Source organism: Reyranella sp. (assembly GCF_004296935.1).
Taxonomy (GTDB): domain Bacteria; phylum Pseudomonadota; class Alphaproteobacteria; order Reyranellales; family Reyranellaceae; genus Reyranella.
Genome location: NZ_SCVH01000025.1, coordinates 21,049 through 39,886, shown reverse-complemented (window position 1 = coordinate 39,886; position 18,838 = coordinate 21,049). Strand labels below are relative to the sequence as shown.

General features: G+C 67.4%; 13 protein-coding genes. 4 read left to right on the top strand and 9 right to left on the bottom strand.

What is annotated here, in order from left to right; all coding sequences use genetic code 11:
- The 9 genes from EPO55_RS03345 to EPO55_RS03305 form a co-directional block, all read right to left on the bottom strand.
- A partial coding sequence (locus EPO55_RS03345) for a hypothetical protein (RefSeq protein WP_296335003.1) occupies positions 1 to 2,744 on the bottom strand: 2,744 nt, incomplete at its 3' end.
- Positions 2,745 to 2,912: 168 nt separating this feature from the next.
- Positions 2,913 to 3,275: a hypothetical protein gene (locus tag EPO55_RS03340; protein WP_296335002.1), complete on the bottom strand. Its 363-nt coding sequence runs from the start codon at positions 3,273 to 3,275 to the stop codon at positions 2,913 to 2,915.
- 80 nt (positions 3,276 to 3,355) lie between these two features.
- Positions 3,356 to 3,910, bottom strand: a complete 555-nt coding sequence (locus tag EPO55_RS03335) for a hypothetical protein (RefSeq protein WP_296335001.1) — start codon at positions 3,908 to 3,910, stop codon at positions 3,356 to 3,358.
- Positions 3,907 to 4,554: a hypothetical protein gene (locus tag EPO55_RS03330; protein WP_296335000.1), complete on the bottom strand. Its 648-nt coding sequence runs from the start codon at positions 4,552 to 4,554 to the stop codon at positions 3,907 to 3,909. The genes EPO55_RS03335 and EPO55_RS03330 overlap by 4 nt, the downstream gene beginning before the upstream one ends.
- Positions 4,555 to 4,560: 6 nt before the next feature.
- On the bottom strand, positions 4,561 to 5,793 hold the full coding sequence (locus tag EPO55_RS03325) for a hypothetical protein (RefSeq protein ID WP_296334998.1): 1,233 nt from the start codon (positions 5,791 to 5,793) through the stop codon (positions 4,561 to 4,563).
- Positions 5,794 to 6,143: 350 nt separating this feature from the next.
- Entirely contained in the window at positions 6,144 to 7,214 is a 1,071-nt protein-coding gene (locus EPO55_RS03320) for a FecR family protein (RefSeq protein ID WP_296334996.1), read from the bottom strand.
- Positions 7,215 to 7,226: 12 nt separating this feature from the next.
- A complete protein-coding gene (locus tag EPO55_RS03315; RefSeq protein ID WP_296334994.1) occupies positions 7,227 to 9,572 on the bottom strand; it encodes a tetratricopeptide repeat protein in 2,346 nt (781 codons plus the stop codon).
- A gap of 4 nt (positions 9,573 to 9,576) precedes the next feature.
- Positions 9,577 to 11,898: a tetratricopeptide repeat protein gene (locus EPO55_RS03310; protein ID WP_296334993.1), complete on the bottom strand. Its 2,322-nt coding sequence runs from the start codon at positions 11,896 to 11,898 to the stop codon at positions 9,577 to 9,579.
- 314 nt (positions 11,899 to 12,212) lie between these two features.
- Entirely contained in the window at positions 12,213 to 12,722 is a 510-nt protein-coding gene (locus EPO55_RS03305; RefSeq protein WP_296334992.1) for a protease complex subunit PrcB family protein, read from the bottom strand.
- A 248-nt stretch (positions 12,723 to 12,970) separates the two neighbouring features.
- On the opposite strand from EPO55_RS03305, the gene EPO55_RS03300 reads away from it, so the two are divergent.
- The 4 genes from EPO55_RS03300 (at position 12,971) to ggt (ending at position 18,782) form a co-directional block, all read left to right on the top strand.
- Complete coding sequence (locus EPO55_RS03300) at positions 12,971 to 13,225, top strand: hypothetical protein (protein ID WP_296334991.1); 255 nt, start codon at positions 12,971 to 12,973, stop codon at positions 13,223 to 13,225.
- Between the two features lie 163 nt (positions 13,226 to 13,388).
- Positions 13,389 to 14,111 carry a ribonuclease activity regulator RraA gene (locus tag EPO55_RS03295; RefSeq protein ID WP_296334990.1) on the top strand — a complete coding sequence of 241 codons (723 nt, stop codon included), beginning with the start codon at positions 13,389 to 13,391 and terminating at the stop codon, positions 14,109 to 14,111.
- A gap of 115 nt (positions 14,112 to 14,226) precedes the next feature.
- On the top strand, positions 14,227 to 17,001 hold the full coding sequence (locus EPO55_RS03290) for a protein kinase (protein WP_296334989.1): 2,775 nt from the start codon (positions 14,227 to 14,229) through the stop codon (positions 16,999 to 17,001).
- Positions 17,002 to 17,096: 95 nt separating this feature from the next.
- Positions 17,097 to 18,782, top strand: coding sequence for a gamma-glutamyltransferase (ggt, locus tag EPO55_RS03285; protein ID WP_296334988.1), 1,686 nt, complete (start codon positions 17,097 to 17,099; stop codon positions 18,780 to 18,782).
- Positions 18,783 to 18,838 lie beyond the last annotated feature (56 nt).

Here is an 18,838-nt window from a genome sequence, read left to right as displayed (position 1 = left end):
GATTCGGTGAAATTGCCGCTGAAGCCCGCCATCTGGGCCAGCATCTGCTGCAGCATCAGCAGGCGGGGCCGAAGCGCCGGCGCCAGCGGATGCTCGGGGTCGTTCTCCTCGGCTTCGGCCACCTCTTTCAGGAGCCCATAGGTCTCCTGAAACAGCTTCAGGCGTGCGGCGCTGCTCTCCCGCACCTGGGCGTAGCGCGGCAGCGCCTTCACCATGGCTTCCATTTGCCAGCCGACGCTGATCGCGAGGGCGAAGGCCAGCGCGCGGCGGTTCTCGTCGTTCGGATCGGTCTTGGCCGCCTTGCGATAGAGCGTGATGGCATCGCGGCGGGCGCCGTTCGCGGCATCCGACAGGGGGTCGTCAAACGTCATGGCGCGCAGCAGGGCGGCTTCGGGGACGTCGGACAACACCATGGCCATCACGGCGGCGTCCTGTGCTCCCTTCCTGTCACCACGCGCCAGACGGTCGCGTGCCATCATGGTGAAGTCGTAGGCCACTTCGACGCGCACGATCTCGGGCCAGTCAACAATGCTGGCCGCTCCTCGCTCGAGCGTCGCATGGAGGGCGAAGCGGCGAACGTCAGGATCGCTCGGTGCGAGCGCGATTGCCTTGGCGAGTGCCGCATTCGATTCGGCGACACGATTGCGCTTCGCTTCGACCCATCCGAGACGGGCCCAGCCACGCTCATCGAACGGCGCCAGACGAGTGATCTCGCGGAACTTGTCCGCAGCCTCCGCGAGACGGCCTGCGTTGGCGTCGTCGGTTGCCGCCTGCAGACGGCGGTCGACGAGGAATTCCGGGAAGGCGGTCGACTGCGGAACCGACAGGGACATCTCGAGCGTCGCCGAGAACGCCGAGCCTTTGACGAGGCGATCCGCCGCCTGCTCGAGCATCAGGGTAGAGGCGTCATGGATCAAATCGAAATCTCGCGCGCGGGGCCGGACCTTGAGTTCCGCGCCGCCAGTGTTGCGGGTGATGGGCAATTCTGGATGGTCAATATAGAAGCTGGTGTACGTCCTGGGCACGACGTCCCCACCCTTCAGCTCCGGCAACGGCAGGTCGACCAAGCGCTGGAGGGCCGATGCGGCGACCTCCGCCTCGCGCAGCAACCGGCCGAGAGTCGCTATGTCGACCAACCCGCGCATGCGCCGGAAGATTCCGCGCGGCGCGACTTCAGGCGCCGTCTCGAAGGCCGGATAGTACTGGTTGAAGAGTTCATCCTGGCGCTGTGAGAAGGGCGTCGTTCCGCCAGTGTAGGTCCCGTCGCGACGCCCGCTTTCCGACTGCCGCTGGACATTGGCGGCGAAGAGCAGCGTCCGGCCGCTGGCGGAAACGCGAATGTCGTTGGGCCTGAGCGGCGCCGGCGCCAGCCACAGCCGCCGCCCGGGTGCCGCCAAGAGTTGCTGCGTCCCTGCTTCGCGCTCGATCGCCAGGCTCTTGCGGCCGTACTCCCCGAGCTGGCGTTCCCAGACAAGGCGGCCGATGTGCTTCATGGCATAGTCGGCATCGAGCATGATGCGGGCGAAACGCGACTGGAACGGGATCTTCTCGACCCGAGCGTACCGCGTGAAAGTGGCACCGCCGCCGGGCGGCTCGTCGAGGGACACCGCCGGGTCGCTGTCGTTCTTCCAAACGGCCCGGAAACCGACGATCAGCAGGTCGAGCGAGATGCGGTTTTCCGGTTTGTCCGAACGGTCGCCGACCAGGATGAGGTCGTTGCCGCCGGGCACCAGGATGAAGCCATGCAGGCGATCGATGCCGCCGGGAAAGCGGATATCGTCGGGCAGTCGCTGCCAATCGTCCGGTGCGCGCAGCAACGGCTCGGCCTTGTCGAGAAGGCGACGCAACGAGATCAGCACCGGCCGCTTCACCACCGCGGCCGGGCCCCTGGGCCGGAAATCCGAGACGCCGGCAAAGGAGAGGATGTCGTAGGTGACCTTGAGGTCGACACCGCCCACCTTGTCGAGCGTCGGCCGCTTCGCCGGGTCGTGCAGCGTCGCGCGGGCGGCCGGCGTCAGCCGCCAGACCGGCGCCTTGCCCGGGACCTCGGTGCGCTCGAACAGGGGCCGCGGCTGCGCCGCACCGCTGGCGGCGTTCACCGCGCGCTGGATCGGTGCCACATTGATCTTCTGGCCGTTGGGCAGCGTCGCCGTGTGCGTCTTGGCATCATAATCTGTAACCTCGGACAGCCGCCCCGTGTCGCGTTCGCCGAACGCCGCGCCGATTTTCTCGTCCTTGGAGAGTCCCGCCGACCGGCGCAGCTGGCGCAACGCCGGCGAATCGCCGGGCTGTATGCCGCCCGAGGTCGGGCCGGCAGTGCCGACATAGCGCGGGTCGACCGTCGTCGGCACGCCGACCGCGGTCTCGACGCGGCGGGCGTAGGTGCGGGCAAGCTCGACCTTGTCCATCGCTTCCTTGAGATAAACTTGGCGCACGGCCTCGTTCTTTTCGGCGCGGGCTCGGACGAGTTCCTTGGCGGCGAACTCCATCTGCTGGTTGGCCCATTTGAGCTCGTCGCTCGCCTGCGTGCGTTGTGCCGGCGGCAGTTTCTCGACTTTCTTGGCGAGGTCGTCGCGTTGCTTCTTCTCCTCCTTGATCTCGAACTCGACGACGATGATGCCGGACTCGACCGGCGTCGAGGTCGGTGCCGTCTTCTCGACCGGGTGAGTCTGGCTGCCGAGTTCCCCGGCAACCGATGCGATCAGGCCGATCGTGAGAGGCAAGAGAAGCGTGCGAATGCGCATGCGATATCTCAGCGTTCGCCGCGACAGCCGAGCGCGCGAAGACATCCACCCACATTGAGAGCCGGAGGCGCCACCTGCCGAGCATGAAGGCGGGACGGAATCGCGCCGATCACCAATGTCAGAGCCGGCGTCATCTTCGTGAAGCCCGGCTTCATGCGCGCCTCCCCGTCACCGGCGGCGATAGCCGCTGCCCGGCGGAACGACCTTGACACCGTTCGAACCGACGATCGTACGTGTGCCGTCGCGATCGCGCTGGATGACCGTGACGCCGCCGTCGCGTCCGACGATCGTGGTTTCGCGCGGCTTGGTGAAGACCATGTCGCCGCGCGGCGTGACATAGGATCGTTCTACCGGCGGGCGATTGCCCGACACGCTTCTGTCGCCGTAGGACGGTGCCGGCGCCGTCCATCCGCCGGTGCCGGCGGAGGGCGTCGCGATGCCGTCGTCGAACCCGCAAGCCGCCACGAAAGACGACATCACGATGGCGGCGCCACTGCGGCGTACGGACTGCAGGAGCCTTAGGGAGCTCACGGGTGACCTCCAGCACATTGCCTGCCTCCTTAGACGGCCGGGCTGTGGGTTTTGTCCGGTTCTCCGCGAGCATATCCGGCTCAGGGATCGTAGACATAGCGCAACCGGTTGCCGCGGCAAGTAGGGCAGCGGCCGTCATCGTCGATCAGCGGCAGCGCATCATCTGCCATAGGCGGTGGCGTCGCCCCGATGGCGTCTGCCAGGGCGCGCCGGCTCAAGAAGCGGTCGAAGGGCTGACCGCAGGTCGCGCAACTGCACACGAGGGCGCCGACCACGGAGGCCTTGCGCGGCTCCAGCAACGGCAGGCCCTTCGCCGTGTCGGCGCAGCCCGCGACCAGAGCGCCGAGATCGGCGTAGCTGCCGAGCAGCGCGCCCCGCTCGCCCTGGACGGCAGCGGCGAGGAAGTCCGAGATGGCGTAGCCTTTGGCGCGGGCGCGACCGAGGTCGATCTCGGCCAGCTCCCGGCCCGTCGCCGGATTGAGGTAGCGGCCGGGCGGTGCGCCGCGCGCCCAGCGGTCGAAACCCGCCCAGGCTGCAAGGGCTGCAAGGCCGAGCAGCCACCACGCCGAATGAAAAATTGCGGCGGCGATCAGCAGGCCCATGAGAATCAACAGGGTCGCCGGGTTCAGGATCATGGTGCTCTCCCCGGCGGCAGCAACAGGAGTCCCCCACCCTCCTCGGCTTCGACGCGGATTCCTGCGAGTGGGCGGTTCTCGCGCAGCAGCACGGCGAGCCGGTCATCGAGCCGGACGTGATGCACTCGACCTGCAAGAGGCCCGAGGGCGTTCAGCACGGCCGGAGCGGTCGACGGGTCCGTGAGGTAGGCGCGCAAGGCGCGTTTCAGCTCCGGCGACAGCCTGACGTAAGTCACGGGTTCGCTCGCCGCACGGACGTGGGACTCCGCTTGGGCCTCGCGGCTGGCAAGCGATACATTCGGAGGGCGTCCGGCCGGTGTCTCGACGAACGGCGGCGCGGCAAACTCGGATTCCGCGCTGTCCCGGAGCACGTGCAAGGCCAGCAGCCCGGTCGCACTGAGCACCACGACGCCCGCCGCCAGGCGCATCCACGGACGCACGACTGGCCGCGGACGGCAGCCGACGGTTGCGGCAAGGGCCTGCTCGATCAGGCCCGGTGGCATGTTGGCGGCGTCGCTCGCGGCAGCGCCGAGCCGGTCGAGCGCCGACCGGATCAGCCGCGACTGCGCGGCCGATACCTGGCCGTCGCCAAAGCAGGCCACCGCCAAGTCCCCGTCCACATGGGGAAGGCTGCTCTCGTCCATGCCCGCTCAGACGGACAGGCTCGGGAATTCATCGATCCCCAGGCGGCCCAATTCGGCGCGCAGCAGGTCTTCCCAGCGCCGCCGCCGGCGATAAAGCTCCTCGACCGGCAGGCCCATGAGGTCTGCGATACGGCGCGGCGGCAGGGGCGGGTCCTGCATGAAACGATGGTGCAGGTACGCTCGCGCATCTTGCGGCAGGGAGGCCATGGCTGCCACGACGGCATCGAGGGCCACCTCCTGCCGGGTGCGTTCCTCGGAGGCGATCAGGAGCGCCTCCGGACTGGGGGCGTCGTTCGGCAGCGGGCGGTCCCGCTGCTCGCCGTCGGCGGACACGACGGTGAGTGAGACGGCGCGCGGACGGCCCAGCGGGGCATGTGCCCCCAGCACCGAATCGAGGCGCGAGACGGCCGCGACGATCTCCGCTTTCGGCAATGGCTGGCCCGACGCGTCGCGAACGAGATGCTCCAGCTGATCGGCGCGATGGCCCTCGACATGGAGAAGGCGGTAGATGCACCGGGCCAGGGGATCGAGGCGCTGCACGGCCTCGGGATCGCGCTGCCGTCCGAGACGGGCGCGAACGAGGTCTTCGGCCAGGTGCTGCGCGACGATGCGCACGAAGCCGGTGAAGCTGCCGCGTCCCGCGAAGCGCCGCAGCGTCGCGGCCGAGTCGTCCATGAGAGCGAGCTTCATGTCCTGCTCGAGATCGAGCACGTCGTCGGCCGCGAGGCCTGCACTGCGCCCGCGTCCGCGCGCGATGCGTCCGATCTCGGCGCCATACAGGCTCTCGAAGGCGATCCATCCGGCAGCCCCGTCCGATTGCAGCAGAAGGACGAGGCGATCGGCCAACAGGTCGGCTGTCTTGAACGACAGAAAGATCTCGAAGGAACCGCCGGCTTTCCAGTCGCCCAATGCCGCGCAGCCGTCGGCGTGGAGGCGCCGAACCACGTCGATGAACGCCGCCCGGGCGATCTCGCCGGGAAATACGCGGCCGACGATGGCGAACAGCAAGGGCGACCACCGACGCAGAAATTCTTCCCAGGCCGCAGCGTCTCCCCGTCGCGCTGCGGCAAGCAGCGCTGCGTCGTTCCCGACCGGCTCCAATCGCGTAAGGCCCATCACCCCCAAGCCCGGACGCGACGACATCATCGTATCGAAGGCCCACCCGTTGCAATGTGAGAACTGTTCGCACAGCGCGAATTTCAGGTCCTTGTCCGTCCCTTCACCCCGGTAGGTGCGCATGGGCGGTGCAATATGAGTGACGAGGTCGAATGGCTGTGGGCCTTCCTGCTCGTCGAGGGACAGAAAGGGCTCACCAATCCCAAATTGCTATACCGTCCATATCCTGCCGGGTCGCCGGCCGGCTCGCATTCCTACGCGTTGACGGCCTTCAATGCCGACGAAGCAAAGCCTCCCTGCTCGATGTGCTGCTTTCGGCGGCGGACTCGTCTTGTTCGGCCTGCTGATTGTCTGCGAACGCCTGTGCCACAGGATCTGAGGCGCTAAACGTTGGCCTCGATGAGAAACGTACGATCTCGAAGCTGCTTCATTTGCACTTCAGGCGGTACAGGCCTTAGTCATATCAGCACTGCTCATTGCAAACGCGCCCGCCACTGATTTTCAAGTACGGACGGCTGATCTTTGGTGATGCTGATAATGTCACCATTGACGCCCAGCACGATGCGGCTGCCGGCTTCCATGGCAACGGGCGAGGTGGCTCCTCCGACACGCAAATCGATGCCGCCTTCGACAACGGCAATCGAGAGCCGCTCAGCATCCTCGAGGGCAAGCATGACTTGGGTGCCGCGAACCGCAGCCACCGCCGTCGGCGTTCTCAGGTTGCTGTATCGCATGGCGACAAGCTGTCTGTTGAGCGCTCCGGTCGCTTCCGTGACGGTCGCCTTGCCGGTTCCCACGGCGCTCGCCCAACGGATCATCCCCTTACCCAGATCGATCAGGCGCATCCTGGAGTTGAACGCCTCGGGGAAGTCCGAGAACGTCACTTCCGAGCCAGGCCCGACAATCCAGACGCTGCCATCCGCGAACCGGATGCGGGCACTCGACTTGGGTCCGGTGACGACGCGATTCGCCAGCATGGGCCTGCCGACTCCGGCGACGGTCACCGGCAGGTCACCGGCACCGCGCACCGAGAAGCGGACATCACCGCTCACTTCTTCGACCACGATCGGGGGCAGGTCCTTCTGGACATCGGCCAGTGACTTGGAAACACACTGACCTCGCTGCAGGAACTGTCCGGAGTCGCAGCGGCATTGAACCCCGCCGGAATCGTAGCGCAGGGTCACTCTGCCCGGGGGGCACTGCCCGTCCGCCGCAAGGCGCGGAACGCTACCGGTCCTGGCATTGAACGCGTCGGCATCAACTATGTACACCGCTCGCACGCCATCGAGCTGGCTCTGCCGTTGCTGACATTGCACGGCATCGGCCGATCCCTTGACCACGTTGGCGCATCGCGCATTGAAAGCCTGCACCTGCTGACGAAGATTGGAGAGCCGGACCAGAAGATCGCGCCGTGCGCCGGCAAGCTCGCTGCGGTCCGGTTCGACGGCATCGGCGGGTATGTCGCGGAGCGCCGGGACTTGGGCGATGGCAAGCCGGGCGAACACCACGACCGCGAGGCCGATCAGAACGAGGCGAAAGAGCATTGGCACCATGGATCACTTGGTCGCGGCAGGGGTGGGAATGCTGGTCGGTGCGGCATGCGTCTCCGCAGGTGCGGGCGATATCGGTTCCTCGTCGACGCTCAGCCGATAGCTCTCGGTCTGCACTTTCGCGACCTGCAGCTCCGAGCGGACCTTGGTCGCCTGGTCGCGCTGCTTCACCACTTCGACCTGCACCTTGGGCTTCTCCGCCGGCGGTGCAGCGTCGAGCTTGCGCTCGCCGTCCGCCAGAGCCTGGTCGACCTCGGCCACGCGGCTCTCCAGCTTCTCCTCGATCGCCTTGAGCGCCTGCCACTTGGGATCCTTCTGCACCCGCTCCGACGGCGCGGCCGGTGCTGCCGGGGCCGGCGGCAGGCCGCCCAGCACCACCGGCGTGGCGATCCCGCCGGCCTTCGCCATGCCGGCGTCGAACGCATCCCGCGCCGCCTGTGCTGCCATCTTCGGATCGATCTTCCCGTCGGCCCCGACCGACGCCCGGCTCAACGCGCCTGCCTCTCCCAGGGCGCCGGGCTGCGTCGCCACCGGCGGCGGCCCCGTCAGGACCACTTCAGGGACACGTCCGGTATTGCCTGGCGCCAGCGCCTGCCGTGCAACCGCCAGGCGCGCGCCCGCCGCAACGTTGCTGGGATCGAGCTGCAATGCCCGCTCGTAGAAGCGGATCGCCGTCGAAGGCTCGCCCAGCCCGCGACGCAGGATGTCGCCCATGCGGACATAGAAAGCCGGATCGCTGCTGTCGTGCGCCAGAGCCTTCTTGAACTCGGCCGCCGCCAGCTGCTGCTGCCCCGCCCGCAGCAACACGTAGCCGAGCTTGGCCTGCTCGATGGCCTTCGCATCACTTGGCCCCGGCGGCATCAGGCTGATGTAGGCGCGCTGCACCTCGGCATAGTCGGCCGGGCTGTTCGTATACTTGAGGACGGCGTTGCGGAACTGCACCACCGCGGCCAGCCGCTTGTCCGGTGGCGTCGCCATGACGATCGCCAGATATGCCGCCTTCCCCTCGTCCAGCCGGCCTTCAACGAAGCGCTTCTCGGCAATCATTTGGGCATGGTGACCCGGCGGGTACATTTTCAGGCGATCCAGGGCTTCCAGTGCCGCCAATGCCTTGGTCGTATTCGTCGAACGAATCGCCGCCTCGAACTGCGCCTCGCGAAGATCCCGATAGGTCATCGACAGTGTGGCCGGCGGCGAGTCTTTCGAGGCGAGATCGAGGAGTCGCTCCGCCGCGTCCAGCTTGCCGTCCTTGATGGCGTCTGATGCCCAAATGGTCAGACCACCCTGAACGAGCTTGCTGGCGGTCTCCTTTCTTGCTGTTGCCACGGCTTCATCGGCCCGCCCTATACGAACAAGAATGCCAATAAGGTTGTGAGCGCTACTGTCGTTTCGCTCCAATGCGTAGCCCCGCCGCGCCGCGTCCAGCGCGGCACCGGCCATCGCCGGCGGGATGGGCTGCCCCGGAATGCCGAATTTGAAGTACCGAAGATACGCGTCGGCGAGGTAGTAGTGGCCGTAGCCGTCGTTCGGATTCTGTCTCGTGTAGCCACGCAGCAATTCGATACCGGCCAGCATCCCTTCGGGCGTCCCGGACATTTCCCGCGCTTTGCTGCTGAGCGTCAGCCGGGTCGCCTGTTGCTGGAGCGTTTCTCGCAGACTGGTGACGATATCCTTGGCGGCCTTCTCATGTGCCGCCGCCTGTTGGCGGTCCTTGTCGGTCCTCTCCTTGGCTATCCACGATTCTGCGTTGCGGATGTTGTCTGCAATGATCTGCGGCTGACCGTTGGCGCCAAGGGCCATCGACTGCTTCCATGTCGCCACGGCCCCCGCCTTGTCACCCAGCTTGAACTGCGCAAATCCTTTTTCGTTCAGCGCCTTTGCGTCGCCGGGGTTGTGCGCGAGCGCCTGGTTCAAGTAAGTCAGAGCCTCGGCGTAGCGGCCGAGGGCCGCATAGCATTGGCCGAGGGCTCGAAGATATCCCGGCACATTTGGAGCGAGCGCCACTGCCTGCTGTGCGTACGGCAAAGCCTCGGCGTAACGGCCCGCATTGAAGAAATCGCTTCCGGATGCATAGGCGCTTTCTGCCGGGCTGAGGACAGGAGGGGGAGGAAAATAAGCCGTTCCGCCCGAGCCGCCGCGCCCCCTTGGGGGCGTCGGATCCGGGCCGCAATGGTTGCGCCCGGCGTAGTCCGTCCAGCAGTTGCCAACGCGAACTCCCGTTTGAGCGCAGGCGAAGGACGCAATCGCGCCGGTCAGGCCGGCTGTGATCGCCAGAACGACGATCGAAACACCTGCTCTCACTCTTCGCCTCATCGCCAGCGGCGAACGCCACTGGAATTCGTTCCAGCCCATGAGATCACTCCATCCTGGGAGGTGGCGAACCGGAGGCAGGGGGCGCTTCGGGATTTCCTGCCGACGCTTCGACAGCCGGGACCGGTTGTTCCTCGACACTCAGCCGATAGCTCTCCGTCTGCACCTTGGCCATCTGCAACTCGGCGCGGACCTTGGTCACCTGGTCGCGCTGCTTAACCACCTCGACCTGAACCTTGGGCTTCTCCGCCGGCGGCGCCGTCTCCAGCTTGCGCTCAGCTTCGGCAAGACCTTGCTCCACCTCGGCCGCACGGCTCTCCAGCTTCTCTTCGACGGCCTTCAGCACCTGCCATTTCGGATCCTTCTGCAGGTGCTCCGATGGTGCGGCCGACGGTGACGCCGCCGGCGGCATGCCACCCAGCACGACCGGCGTCGCGCTGCCGACCTTGACCATGCCACCGTCGAAGGCATCCCGCGCCGCCTGTGCTGCCATCCTCGGATCGATCTTCCCGTCGGCCCCGCGCGATGCCCGGCTCAGCGCGCCTGCCTCTCCCAGGGCGCCGGGCTGCGTCGCCACCGGCGGCGGCCTCTTCTGGGCCGCGTCGGGTGTCCGGCCAGGATTGCCGGGTGCCAGTGTCTGCCGCGCCGCCGCCAGGCGCGCCGCCGCGGCAACGTCGTTCGGATCGAGCTGCAGCGCCCGTTCATAAAACCGGATCGCTTCCGCAGGCTCGGCCAGCGAGCGTCGCAGGATATCGCCCGTTCGGACATAGAAGGCCGGATCGGTGCTGTCGTGGGTCAACGCCTTCTTGAACTCTGCCGCCGCCTGTTGCTGCTGTCCGGCCCGCAGCAGCACGTAGCCGAGCTTGGCCTGCTCGATGGCCTTTGCATCGCTCGGGCCCGGCGGCATCAACCCGATATAGGCCGATTGCACTTCGGCATAGTCGGCCGGATTGTTCGAGTATTTGAGAATGGCATCGCGGAACTGCGCCACTGCAGCCAGCCGCTTCTCCGGTGGTGTCGCCACGACAACCGCCAGGTACGCCGCCTTTCCCTCGTCGGGACGGCCATCACGCAAAGCCAGTTCGCCATAGTGGCCCTGATCCAGGCAAGTCGCCTGAACCTTGCAGAGCGCAGCGAGAGCATTGCCGGCAGTGACGCCGTCGCCCTTCGTGATTGCAGCCAGGAATGTGGCATGCCGCAAACCAGCGCGGTCGTCGCGCACTTTTTCGGGACCAACCGTGCTTGCGACGAGGTCGAGCAATCGCTCCGCCTCTGCGAACCGCCCCCATTTTCGAACTTCGAATGCGGCGATCTTGGCTTGAAAGGCGCCGCCGAAGTCCTTGTCCTTGAATTTCTGGGTCGCGACCCTGGCATAGGCAATGGCCTCGTCGCCTTGTTTCGCGGCGGCGAGGCCGATGATCAGCGTTCTGTAGAAAGCGGCTTCGTCTGGCTTCAAAGCGATCGCACGGCGCGCGGCTGCAATAGCCTCGTTGATTTCCGCCGCGGCCGGGCGGTCGGCGACTGTCGCCTTCAGCAGGACTTCTGCCAACCGGTCCCACTTGCCCGGCTGGTTTGGATACTTCTTGAGATATGCTCGGAGGAGAGTAGCGCGCTTGAGCTCGCCGTCGCGGGAATCAGGCAGGTCGTTCATGCTGCGAAAGAGGCTGCCTTGGTCGACGAAGGCTTGGCGTGCGGCGTGCATCGCGGCCATCGATCGATCGAGGCTTTGTTGAGCGTCCTCGAGTTTTCTTATCTGTGCCGCAATCGCTTGCTGCGCCGTCTTTTCCTGGACCTTGACTGTCTCCCGCAGCAATTCCTGCTTGATGTTGGCAATCGAACTTTGGGTGATCGTACGGTCAGCCGACGTCAGATCGAGCTGGAGCGCCTGCTGGTAGAACGCCAATGCGCTCTTGAGATCGCCCAACTGATAGTGGCTGTACCCGATGCCGCCGGCTGCCCTGCCGTCTCTGGGGTTTATCTGGAGAACCCGCCGGCCATATTCGATGGCTTCCCGGTGGCGCTCGGCGCGACGGCTGCTTTCCGCCAGCCAATCGAGAATGTTGGCATCGTTGGGGCGCAGGCGGTCGGCCTGTTGGAAGGCGGCAATGGCGTCGACGTATCGCCCGGCATTGAACAGGTCTTTTCCTCGTTTGAATTCGACCATGCCAGGAGCGGGGGGAGGCGGGACATATGTTGTTCCGCCCGAGCCGCCGCGAACCCTTGGCGGCGTCGTATCCGGGCCGCAATGATTACGCCCGGAATAATCCGTCCAGCAGTTGCCGACGCGGACTCCCTGTTGGGCAAGGGATGGAGCGGCGCCGATCGTCAGGGCGATCGCCAATACGATCATCGAAGAGCGCGGTTTCATGCCAGCCTCCTCTTTGCCGGCAGCGAGATTCGCCACCGGGCAGAAAGACCTGTACGCCGCTCGACACCACACCTGTCTGCGTACGGGGACATCGCGCCGCCCCGTCGCTTCCCTTCGACTTCAATCGCGTAAGGTCCCCTGCCCCAACGGCCCCAACGCCCGAGCATCATCCTATCGAAATCCCATGGGTCACAAGCTGATAACGATTTGCAGGAGGGAAATTCCGACTGCCGGCCAGGCATGCCGGGCAAAGAACAGCGCGGCCCCAATGGCACCCGCCGCGATCCACGCCAGGCCAAGCAGCACACCAGCGTTCACGGGCGGCGGTCCCTGCTGCAAATTTCGCTCATCTGCATCAGGCGTCCGCCGTCCGACGCCGGCAGCAGCAGGCGCGTGTCGGCCATCGCGCCTTGCCGTTCGAAGACGATCGGACGGCCGCTTACCGGAAGTAGCGCGATCGTCCAGGGCATCGTGAAGGCCTGAGTGATGAACGCTCCCTGCGACGGCACGTGCTCGACGAACTTCACCACGTCGAGACAGTCGCGCTGCTCGATACCCAACACCTCGACGTCATAGCCGCCAGTACGCCGGGGTCCGATGAACACCGCGACACCCATGCTGCCAACGGGCAGACTGCGCGGTGGGTCTGCGCCCACCCAAGTGCGCCACAACGTTTCCCAAGCGGCCTGGTCGCGGGCGACGTCGACGTAGTTGGCCCGCACCTGTGCGTAGGCGCCGTTCCACATCGTTGCGTCGGCCTGGGCCAGCGCCGATGTCCAAGCGAAAGCCATAAACAGGGAGAGCCGTACGATCAACCGATGCATTGCCTATCTCCACGGGACGACATCCTTCGCTTCCAGAGACGGTCAGCGGTCCGAATTTCGTCATGTCCTGCGTTGAATAACTTCATTCGAGAGCGAACTCAGGGCAGCAGGTCGCCCACCCCGGGTCAGTAGCGAGGATGCCCGAAGCGCACCGACGACCGACGGGATGCCAAGCGGGATGGGAGAAAAAGACCGACAGCTGCTGAGGGGATGGGCTCTCGCGGCCAATAGGGCTTCGGGAGGCTCACATGCCGCTGCGCTGGAAAACCCTTCAAGCCGAGAGGCTCATCCACATCGTGGCCGAGGGGAAGGTCACGCTGAAGGAGATAGAGGAGGAATATTTCGACGCTTTGGTCGTGGCCGACGTGCTGGCCTCCGCCAAGCTGTACGATGCAACGCTGGCCGAGCCGGTCTACAGCGACGACGACGTGATGACGATGGGGCGCGGCTCAGCACCTATACCGCCACCATGCCGAGCGGGCCGCTCGCCGTCGTGGGGCTGACGGGCAAGGTGCAGGTGGCCTGCAAGAGATTCGTCAACGTCTCGCCGTCGAAGCAGCCGGCCAGGCTGTTCAAGACCGCGACCGAGGCACACGCCCGGCTTGCGACGCAGGCCAAACCGTAGTTCATCTGATCGACCACCCCCTTCCTGGAACCGGAGACACCGTGCAGACCATACCGACGACCCCGCTTGCGAAAGACATCAAGGACGTGCTGGCCAAGGTGACGACGGCCAGCATCACCACGATCCTGCTGAAGAAGGGGCTGCGCAACGTCTGGCTGCGCGGCACGCGACCGATCAAGCCCGGCCAGGGCCGGCTGGTAGGCCGTGCCTTCACGCTCCGCTTCGTGCCGGCGCGCGAGGATCTGGCGACGCCGGCCAGCTGGGGCTCGCCGATCTCGACCCGCGCCGCCATCGAGGCAATGCCCGAGGGTGCGATCGTGGTGGCCGATTCCATGGGCGTCACCGACGCCGGCATCTTCGGCGACATCCTGTGTGCGCGCATGGCCAAGAAGAAGGTGGCGGGCCTGGTCACCGACGGCGTGATGCGCGACATGTCGGGAGTGCTCGCCACCGGGCTGCCGGTCTGGTGCCAGGGCGCCGCGGCGCCGCCCTCGGTTGCCGGCCTCACCTTCGTGAGCTGGCAGGAGCCTATCGGCTGCGGCGGCGTGGCGGTGTTCCCCGACGACGTGATCGTGGTCGACGACGACGGCGCGGTGCTGATCCCCAAGGACCTGGTCGAGGCGGTCGCCAAGGAAGGCCAGGAACAGGAGCGGCTCGAAGGCTGGATCATGTCGGAGGTCGAACGCGGCGTGCCGCTGCCCGGCCTCTATCCGCCGAACGACGAGGCCAAGGCGCGCTACGCCGATTTCACCAGGAAGAAGTAGGCGCGCCTCGGCGATGGATCGCGACAAGAAGCCGCCTGCAGCGTGATCCCTCCCGAACCGCCTTAACTTTCCGATCGGCGGGCGCTAGGTTGGCCTTGAGGGAAGTGGGCCGGTCATGACCGAGATGAAGTCCGACGCGGCCACGGCCACATCGGACGTCGACATCGTTGCGTTGAAGCCGGGCGCCCTGATCGGGCGGCACGAAGTGCTGGCTGTGCTCGGCCAGGGCGGCTTCGGCATCACCTATCGCGCGCGCGACAGCCAGCTCAACCGCGAAGTCGCGATCAAGGAATATCTCCCGACCTCGCTCGCCTACCGCGCCGACGGTATGACCGTGTTGCCGCGCTCGACCAAGGTCGCCGAGGATTTCACCTGGGGCCGCGACCGCTTCGTCGCCGAAGGCCAGACACTGGCGAATCTGCATCACGCGCCGGGCATCGTGCGCGTCTTCGACTTCCTCGAGATCAACGGCACCGCCTACATCGTCATGGAGATGCTGCGCGGCGACACGCTCGAGGCCCGCATCAAACGGGAGGGGCCGCTCGACCCGACCAGCGTCGACCGTATCCTCTCGACCCTGCTCGACGGCCTGGAGCAGGTGCATGCCGCGGGCTTTCTGCATCGCGACATCAAGCCCGCCAATATCCTGCTCGATAGCAAGGGCAACCCGACCCTGATCGACTTCGGAGCCTCGCGCGCGGCGATGGCCGGCCGCACGACGGCGCTGACGGCGATCTTCACGCCGGGCTATGCCGCGGCCGAGCAGATGACGTCGGCCAGGCAGGGGCCGTGGACCGACATCTACAGCCTCTCGGCGACGCTCTATCACGCCATCACCGGCAGGACGCCGCCCAATGCCTTCGACCGCATGCTCGACGACGAGTACGAGCCGCTGGCGAAGATCGCGCCGCCGGGATTTACGCCGGGGCTGATCGCCGGCGTCGATACCGGCCTGGCCGTGCGCGCGTCCGACCGGCCGCAGTCCATTGCCGGTTGGCGCACGGTCCTGTCGATGGCCTCGCCCGCCGACGGCGCGGCCACGCAGCTCGCGTCCCGCACGATCGATCCGGCGGCCACGATCGTCTCGCGCACACCGACCATCCAGCCGGCGCCAGCGCGGCCGACGGTGTCGCCGCCGCCGGCCCCTGCAACACCGCCGCCCGTGGCCGATGTCGCGACGCCTCCGACGCCGCCCGCCAGGAGCCGCATGCTGCTCTATGCCGGCATCGCCGCCGCCCTTCTGCTGCTGGCGGGGGGTGGCGGCTGGTTCGCCTTGTCGCCCTCCAGGCCAGCACCGCCGGCCGCGCCGGGCCAGGCGACCGCGCTGCAGGACATGAAGGTCGAGGATCTCGAGCGCGTGCTGGCGGAGCGACGCGCTGCCGATGCCGCCGCCGCCGAGAAGAAGCGACTGGAGGAGGAGGCGCGACGCAAGGCCGAGGCCGATGCCGCATCGAAGCTGGCCGCCGACGCAGAGCTCGCGAAGGCCGAGGCTGCGCGCAAGCAGGCCGAGGAGGAACTGGCCAAGCTCAAGGCCGAGATCGAGGCGCGCCGCCAGGACGACACCCAGGCCCAGGCGCTGGCCCGCCGCGCCGAAGCGGAGGCCGCGCAGCGCAAGGCCGAGGCCGAGATGGCGGCGCTGCGCCAGGCCGAGGACGACGCGCGCAAGAAGGCGGCGGCGGAAGCCAAGGCCAAGCACGAGGCCGACGAGGCACTCGCCAAGGCGCAGGCCGAGCGCCAGAAGGCCGACGAGGAGGCCAAACGCAAGGCCGCCGCCGAGACCAAGGAAAAGGCCGAGGCCTCGACCAAGCAGATCGCGGAGGCAGAAGCCAAGGCGAAGGCAGAGGCCGACGCCAAGGCCAAGGCGGACGCCGAGGCCAAGTCGAAGGCCGATGCCGAGGCCGCCGCCGCTGCGGACAAGAAGGCCGCCGAAGCTGCCGAGACCGCGCTACGCCTCGCGCCGGCCGACCGCCAGAGGGTGCAGGTGGCGCTCACCTCGCTGGGCTTCGACACGCGCGGCAGCGATGGCGCGCTGGGGCCGCGCAGCCGCGAGATGATCTCGGCCTGGCAGAGGGCGCGCAACCAGCCGGTCACCGGCTTCCTCGACGGCGCGCAGCACCAGGCGCTGCTGCGCGAGGCGGTGCCAGCGCTGCAGAAGTACGACGAGGAGCAGAAGAAGAAGGAAGAAGAGGCAAAGGCCAAGGCAGCGGCGACCGCCTTCGACGGCACTTATGGCGGCGCCTTCGCGACGCGCAGCGGACCGCGGCCCGCGACCGTGCGCATCGCCGGCGCAAGCGGCAGCGGCACCCTGGTCAATCCCCGCTGCGGCACCGCCCCCTTCGCGATCCAGGTCACGCCGGCCGGCGACGTCAGCGGCGGCGGGACCGGCTTCGACGCCGATTGCGGCCCGCAGCGATTCGACCTGCACGGCAAGGTGGGCGACGGCCGCCTGCAGCTCGCGCTCACCACGCCGGGCGGCGTCAACATCTCCGCCGCCCTGGCGCTCGGCGTGCCCGCACCAGCCGTTCCCGTGCCGCCCCCGCCCCCGGCGCCAACCGCAACGCCGACGCCCGCGCCGGCGTCGCCCTCCGCGTCCACAGCCCCTACCGCCTTCGACGGCCGCTGGTCGGGTGGCGCCTCCTTTCCCAATGGCACCTTCCAACCCGTGTCGATCATGGTGCGCGACGGCCAGGCCGCCGGCAGCTGGCGCAATCCACGCTGCGGCGAGGTGACCTTCACCATCTCCATCCAGCCGACCGGCGCCTACTCGGCGGTGCTCCAGGGCTACGGCCAGGGCTGCCAGCCCTCGACGGTCAACCGCAACGGCACCATCCAGGGCAATGCGCTCTCCTTCTCCTTCGGCCAGGGCGGCCAGATCAGCCTGAAGCGTTGAGCCGCGTCTCCCCGGGCCATACGCCCTTCAGGGGGAGAGGAACTTGAGAAGGTCGGTTCATTCGTGCTCCTCTCCTCGGTGAGAGGGACCACAGCATGACCAAGTCGACCTGGCGCGAGCGCGCGGGCACCAAGTTCACCTGCGAGAAGCAGCCGGCGCACGGCAAGAGCGGCATGGCCGTCTCCAACCATCCGCTGGCCTCGGCCGCCGGCCTGGAGATGCTGGCGGCGGGCGGTAATGCGATCGATGCCGCCGTCGCCATGCAGTTCGCGCTGACCGTGGTCGAGCCGATGATGGTGGGGCTGGTCGGCGGCACGACCTGCCACATTCGTCTCGCCGACGGCAGCCATCGCATCCTGGACGGCATGAGCGCGGTGCCGAAATCGGGCCATCCCGACATGTACCGCCCGGTGCCCGGCGCCGCGCCGGAAATCTACGACGTCGAGGGCCAGGAGAACCTGGTCGGGCCCAAGTCGGTGGCAGCACCCGGCTCGCTCCGCGCCTGGTGCCTGGCGCTGGAGCGCTTCGGCACGATGCCGCTTGGCGACGTGATGCAGCCCGCGATCCGCCACGCGGCGCGGGGCTTTGCCGTCACGCCCTATCTGGCGGACTGCATCAAGGATGCCGGCCCCGATCTCGCGAAGGACAGGCTGGCATCGGCGCGGCTGCTGCCGGCCGGCATGCCGCTGAAGGCGGGCGCGAAGCTCGTCCAGGGCGACTATGCCGAGGCACTGACCCTGGTCTCGCGGCAGGGTGAGCAGGCGCTGCATGGCGGGCCGCTGGGCGACCTCCTGGTCGAGTGCATGGAGAAGACCGGCGGGTTCGTGAGCCGCGCCGACCTCACCCAATACAAGGTGGCGGAGCGCGCGCCGATCCGCGGCCGCTATCGCGGCTGGGAGATTTTGGGCCCGCCGCCGCCTGCCGCCTCGGGCGTGCACATCGCGCAGATGCTGAACATCCTCGAAGGCTACGACATCGCCAGGCTGGGCTTCGGCACGGTCGACACGCTGCATCTGCTGGCCGAGGTGCTGAAGATCGCCTTCGCCGACCGCGCCGAGGCAAGCGGCGATCCGGATTTCGTGAAAGTGCCGGTCGAGCGCATCGTCAGCCGCGACTATGCAGACCAGCGCCGCAAGCTTTTGGACATCGCACGCGCCACACGCTGGAGCGGCGGACTCCAGGCGGCGGAAGGCGCCGACACGACGCATCTCACCGTGGCCGACGGCAAGGGCAACGTGGTCAGCACGACGCAGACCATCAACAGCCTGTTCGGCGCGCGCTTCATCGTGCCGGGCACCGGCATGATCCCCAACAACTACATGAACAACTTCGACCCAAGGCGCGGCAACGCGCTCTCGATCGAGCCCGGCAAGCGGGTCACCACCTCGATGTCGCCGATGATGGCGGCACGCGACGGCAAGGTCCGCTATGCGCTGGGCCTGCCCGGCGGCCGCAAGATCTTCCCCGCGGCGCTGCAGGCGCTGGTCAACCTGATCGACCACGGCATGGAACTGCAGGAGGCGGTCGAGGCGCCGCGCGTGTGGACCGAGGGCCCGGTGCTGGAGGTCGAGCACGGCATTCCTGCCGAGGTGCGTCAGGGACTGGAAGCGCGCGGCCACACGCTCAAGATCATGCCGACGGTGGCCGGCGGCATGAACGCCATAGAATTCCACGACGATGGCAGCATGACGGGTGCGGCCTGCTGGCGGGCCGACGGCTCGGCGGCGGCACTGGGCGGTGGCCTCGCGCGCGCAGGCGTGAGGTTCGAACTGCCGCGGTGAACGGTGCCGCTCGCCGCGACGGGCTAGACGGTACCGACAGATGCCGTGGCCGCGAC